Below are 5208 nucleotides of genomic sequence, written 5' to 3'. Positions count from 1 at the left end.
AGATGATACCGCGCAACGCCATGGAAACAGACGTCATCCTGACCTGGCTCGTCGACAAGGATGCCGATAACGACATCGACGCCGATGCGATCAGCTGGATGTGGGACGTCACCACGGTGCAGGACAAGAAGATCACCGAGGACAATGCCGACGGCATTATGTCCCGTGCCTACCGGCCAGGCCCCTACACGCCGCTGGAAAGCCAGACCTCGTTCTTCGTGCAGACCTATCTGTCGGAACTGCGTTCGCTGATCACCGGCACGCGCGGCGCGACCGCCAGACAGTGGTCCGCGCCGAAGGAACTTTTCGCATCGCCGAAGGCGGCGAGCTGCAACACGCGGCTCTGACCCGCGGCCGAAGATGCCTCTTTGAGGCGTCGCATTCCGATGCCATATGAAGGTGGCCGACGGAATGTTGCGGGAGAGACAGTTTATGACCAAAGGTTCGGACTTGTTCGTCGCGGCCCTCGAGAACGAAGGGGTCGAACGGATTTTCGGCATTCCCGGCGAAGAAAATCTCGATATCGTCGAATCCATCCGCCGCTCCTCGATCCAGCTGATCCTGACCCGCCACGAGCAAGCAGCCGCTTTCATGGCCGCCACCTATGGCAGGCTCACCGGCAAGCCGGGTGTGTGCATCACCACGCTTGGCCCAGGCGCGCTCAATCTTTCGACCGGTTCGGCCTATGCGCTGCTCGGCGCGATGCCGATGATCATGATCACCGGCCAGAAGGGCATCCTGTCATCCCGGCAGGCGCGCTTCCAGATCGTCGACATCGTCGCGGCGATGAAGCCGCTGACCAAGCTGTCGCGCCAGATCGTCTCGCCGAAGATGATCCCCTCGCTCGTGCGCGAAGCTTTCCGTGTCGCCCAGGAAGAACGTCCCGGCCCCGTACATCTGGAACTGCCGGAAGACATTGCGGCGGCCGAGTGTGAGCCGATCGCACTGGTGCCGACGCACCCGGTCGAACTGCCGCTGGCCAGCCCGGGTGCGCTTGATCGCGCCGCCCTTATGATCATGGAAGCCAGGCGCCCGCTGCTGATGTTCGGCGCGGCGGCGTCGCGTCCGCGCGTGACCCCCGATGTCGCGCAGTTCGTGCTGCGGACGCAAATTCCCTATTTCACCACGCAGATGGGCAAGGGAACCGTGCCCGGCGGCACGGAGCTCTATATGGGAACGGCAGCCCTTTCGGAGCGCGACTACGTGCACGAGGCCATCGAGCAGGCCGATCTGATCATCACCATCGGTCACGACACCGTGGAGAAGCCGCCCTTCATCATGGGAGCGAAGGGGCCGAGGGTCATTCATGTCGGCTACCAATCAGCCGATGTCGAGCAGGTCTATTTCCCGCAAGCCGAAATCGTCGGCGACCTCGGCCCTTCGCTGGCGCTGCTGGCCGACCGCATCGAGGGCAAGATCCCCAACGCGCAGGTCCTGCTGCCGCTGCGCGAAGGCATTCTGAGCCGGATCGCCGCGCGCGCCACCGAAGATCGCTTCACGCCGCAGCGCATCGTGCACGACGTGCGCGCCGTGATGCCGGCCGACGGGATTCTCGCCCTCGACAACGGCATGTACAAGATCTGGTTTGCGCGCAACTACCGGACGCGCATGGCAAACACGATCCTGCTCGACAATGCGCTGGCCACCATGGGCGCGGGCTTGCCGTCGGCGATGATGGCGGCACTGCTCTATCCGCAGCGCCGTGTCATGGCCATCTGCGGCGATGGCGGCTTCATGATGAACAGCCAGGAACTGGAAACCGCCGTCAGGCTCAAGCTCAACCTGGTCGTCCTGCTGCTCGAGGACCACGCCTACGGCATGATCCGCTGGAAGCAGGCGGTCGATGCGTTCCCGGATTTCGGCATGACCTTCGGCAATCCCGATTTCGTCAAGTATGCCGAGGCCTATGGCGCCAAGGGGACCAGGGTTGCGGAGATCACCGACTTGCGGCCGGCGCTGGAACAGGCCTTCACCGGCGGCGGCGTGCATCTCGTCGTCGTGCCCATCGACTATTCCGAAAACACCAGGGTGCTTGTCGACGAACTGCGCGAGCGGCTGCCAGCGCCGCAGACGCCCTGACGGCAGCGACAAAGCCGCCGTCAGGATTGCTTGGGCGGAAGACCCTACACCTTGCAGTAAGGCGTCACCGGCTCGATGGTGCCGAAGTCCTTAGCGATCTCGTAGCCGATGCCGTCGGACGCCGCCTTGCCTACATAGGAATGGCACAGCGTGTGGTTGTTGGTGGCGTCGACACGGATCTTGCCTTGCGGTGCGTCGAACTCGATCGACGGCAGCGCGGCCAGCACATCATCGTCCTTCAACGATCCAGCCTTCTCGGCGGCCAGCGCATAGAGATGCAGGCCGTTGTAGCCGGCCTCGCCGATGCCGTTGACCATCTTCTCCTGACCGAACTTCTCGCGGAAGCTCGAGATGAACTTCTTGTTGACCGGGTTGTCGAGCGCCATCCAGTAGGGTTGCGGCGCATAGGTGCCGGCCGCCACGCCGGGCGGCAGCGCGTCCTTGTTGAAGACCTCGTCGAGCGGGGCGATCAGCGGCTGCTTGATGTCGAAGCTGCGATACTGCTTGAGCTGGGTGACGGCGTCGTTGCCGACCACCATCGACCAGACGACATCGGGCTTCAGTGACTTGATCTTCTGGAAGGCCGGGCCGAAATCGGTGGTGCCGAACGGATAGTAGTCGGCGCCGATGATCTTGCCGCCGGCCTTCTCATAGGCTGCCGTGATCGCCTCGGTCATCTTCTGCGGCCAGGCATAGTCCGAAGCCATGACATAGATCGTCTTGCCGAGGTTCTCGGCCACCCACGGCATCATCGGGTCGACCTGCTGCATCGGGATCGGGCCGGTGGCGACGAAGTAGCGGTTGCATTCGCCGCCTTCGAAATTGGTCGGGTAGAAGAACAGCTTCTTGGCCTTCGAGGTGACCGACAGCGTGGCGCTGCGTTCGGGCGAAATGATCGTGCCCATGATCACGTCGACCTTGTCTTCGTTGATGAGCTTGCGCGCCTTGTCGATGGAGCCCTTGGTCGTGGTCTGGTTGTCCTCGATGATGAGCTCGACCTGGCGTCCGCCAATGCCGTTGGCGGCGTTGAGTTCGGCGGCGGCCAGCTTGTAGCAATTGAGCAGCGTCTCGCCGAGAATCGCCTGCAGCCCGGTGATCGGGATCGATAGGCCGACCTTGACGGTGTCGGCGGCGCGCAGGATCGACGGCGCGCCGACGATGGCGAAGGCGGCCGCGGCGCCGCCGGATTTCAAGACAGTTCTTCTGCTTATCATTGTTGTGTTCCCTTCCAGTCCCAGGCGCGCCCCATGCACGCCTTACAAGTCAACAAGTTCCCAGGCGCGCTTCACGCGCGCTCTATAGGGCCAACAGATCCTTCAGCAGGGTCTCGTCGGCGAAGGTCTCAGGCGCACCTTCGTGGACTATCCTGCCCTTCTCCATCACCAGGCAGCGGTCCGATGCCTTGAGAACGAGATCGAGATTCTGCTCGACAAGAATGATCGCGATGCCGCGCTCGCGGGCGATGCGCGGCACCAGTTCGGCGATCGACTGCACGATGTTCGGCTGGATGCCTTCCGAGGGTTCGTCGAGCAGCAGCACCGACGGCAGGCCGCATAGCGCGCGACCGATCGCCAGCATTTGCTGCTGGCCGCCCGAAAGCGTGCCGGCAACCTGCGCTTCGCGCTCCCGCAGGATCGGAAAATAGCCGAAGATGTCGTCCGGGATGCCACCGTCGCCACGGTCCTTGGCGGCGCGGGTGCCGACCTCCAGGTTTTGCCGCACCGTCAGCTGGTTGAAGATCCCGCGCCCCTGCGGCACATGCGCGATGCCTGCCCGCGCGCGGCGGAAAGCTGGCGCGTTGGTGAGGTCTTTATCACCGAGAACCACCGCGCCTCCGCTCGCTCGCAAGCCGCCGGCGATGACGCGCAGCAGCGTCGTCTTGCCTGCGCCGTTGCGGCCAAGCAGGCCGACGACTTCGCCGGACGCGACACTGAGGTCGATGCCGTTCAGCACCGGGAGCAGGCCGTAGCCGGCCGAGACGGCAAGTGTCCGCAGCATGCTCAGCGCCTCCCCAGATAGACGTCGCGGACCATCTCGTCGGTCTCGATGTCGTGGAAAGGACCGCTGCGCAGTCGGCGTCCCTGGTGCAGCACCAATGTCTCGCAGTTCAGCGCCCGCACGAAGCGGATGTCGTGCTCGACGGCAACGATCGAGAACTCGCCCTTGAGCCGCAGCAGCATGTCGGCCGTCGCCAGCGTCTCTTGTGGTGTCATGCCGGCGGTCGGCTCGTCGAGCAAAAGCAACTTTGGCTCTATCGCCAACGCCATCCCGATCTCCAGCCATTGCTTCTGGCCATGCGCGAGCTCGCCGGCCAGCGTGGCGGCACGGTTACCGAGCGCGACCAGTTCCAAGAGTTCACCAACCGGGCGCACTGGCGAAGGCGCGCCCCAGCGCGCGACCTTCAGATTGTCCTCCACCGAGAGGTTCGGGAAAACCGAGGGAATCTGGAATTTGCGGGCGATGCCGAGCCGGGCGATGCGATGCAGCGGCAATCCGGCGATGTCATGGCCGAGGAAGCGCACGCTGCCGCTGGTCGGACGCAGCGTGCCGGTCAGCACGTTGAGGAAGGTGCTCTTGCCAGCGCCGTTCGGCCCGATGATGCAGCAAAGTTCCTTGTCTCGTACGGCGAGGTTCAGAGCCTCCAGCGCCTGCAGTCCGCCAAAGCGGATACCGACATTTTCAGCCTGCAGCAGGATGTCGCTCATTGCGCGCGCCTCCCGCCCTTGAACAGGTCTTTCAGCCGCGCGTAGATCGACAGGATGCCATCCGGCAGGACGAAGACGATGATGACGAAGACACAGCCGAGCAGCAGCGGCCACAGGCTCGGGTTGAAGCTGCTGATCGTCTGCTGCGCGCGCTGAATGAAGATGGCGCCCAGTACTGGCCCAAGCAGCGTGCCGCGTCCGCCGACCGCCACCCAGACGATGACTTCCGTAGACAGAAGCAGCCCGGACAGATCGGGTGCCACCAGCCCGGCCATACAGACATAGAGGGCGCCGGCAAGGCCGGCGATCGCCGCCGACAGGACGAAAGTGACAAGCAGCCGCAATGGCGCGTTGTGGCCGAGCGCGGCCGCCCGGATTTCATTGTCTTGAATGGCGGTCAGCACTGTGCCCCAGCGGCCACGGC

Annotated in this window: 5 protein-coding genes and 1 pseudogene; 2 read left to right on the top strand and 4 right to left on the bottom strand. The window is 64.0% G+C overall.

Annotated elements, in window-relative coordinates; all coding sequences use genetic code 11:
* Nucleotides 1-347: SRPBCC family protein (locus EN893_RS17865; protein WP_281062487.1), on the top strand; the 347-nt coding region annotated here is incomplete at its 5' end.
* Nucleotides 348-432: 85 nt separating this feature from the next.
* Entirely contained in the window at nt 433-2079 is a 1647-nt protein-coding gene (locus EN893_RS17860; RefSeq protein WP_127268600.1) for an acetolactate synthase large subunit, read from the top strand.
* Nucleotides 2080-2123: 44 nt separating this feature from the next.
* Here EN893_RS17860 and EN893_RS17855 read toward each other — a convergent pair whose 3' ends face one another.
* The 4 genes and pseudogenes from EN893_RS17855 to EN893_RS17840 form a co-directional block, all read right to left on the bottom strand.
* A complete protein-coding gene (locus EN893_RS17855; protein ID WP_127268599.1) occupies nt 2124-3293 on the bottom strand; it encodes a substrate-binding protein in 1170 nt (389 codons plus the stop codon).
* An 82-nt stretch (nt 3294-3375) separates the two neighbouring features.
* Nucleotides 3376-4077, bottom strand: coding sequence for an ABC transporter ATP-binding protein (locus EN893_RS17850; protein WP_127268598.1), 702 nt, complete (start codon nt 4075-4077; stop codon nt 3376-3378).
* A 2-nt stretch (nt 4078-4079) separates the two neighbouring features.
* The gene (locus tag EN893_RS17845) at nt 4080-4784 is read right to left on the bottom strand and encodes an ATP-binding cassette domain-containing protein (protein ID WP_127268597.1); all 705 of its coding nucleotides are present in this window, start codon (nt 4782-4784) and stop codon (nt 4080-4082) included.
* Nucleotides 4781-5208: pseudogene (locus EN893_RS17840) on the bottom strand (branched-chain amino acid ABC transporter permease); the annotation flags it as partial. The pseudogene EN893_RS17840 and the gene EN893_RS17845, both read right to left, overlap by 4 nt.

The organism is Mesorhizobium sp. M7A.F.Ca.CA.004.04.2.1, from assembly GCF_004022825.1.
GTDB lineage: Bacteria > Pseudomonadota > Alphaproteobacteria > Rhizobiales > Rhizobiaceae > Mesorhizobium.
Note: the sequence above shows the minus strand (reverse complement) of the source record. Positions and strands in the feature narration are given on the sequence as shown.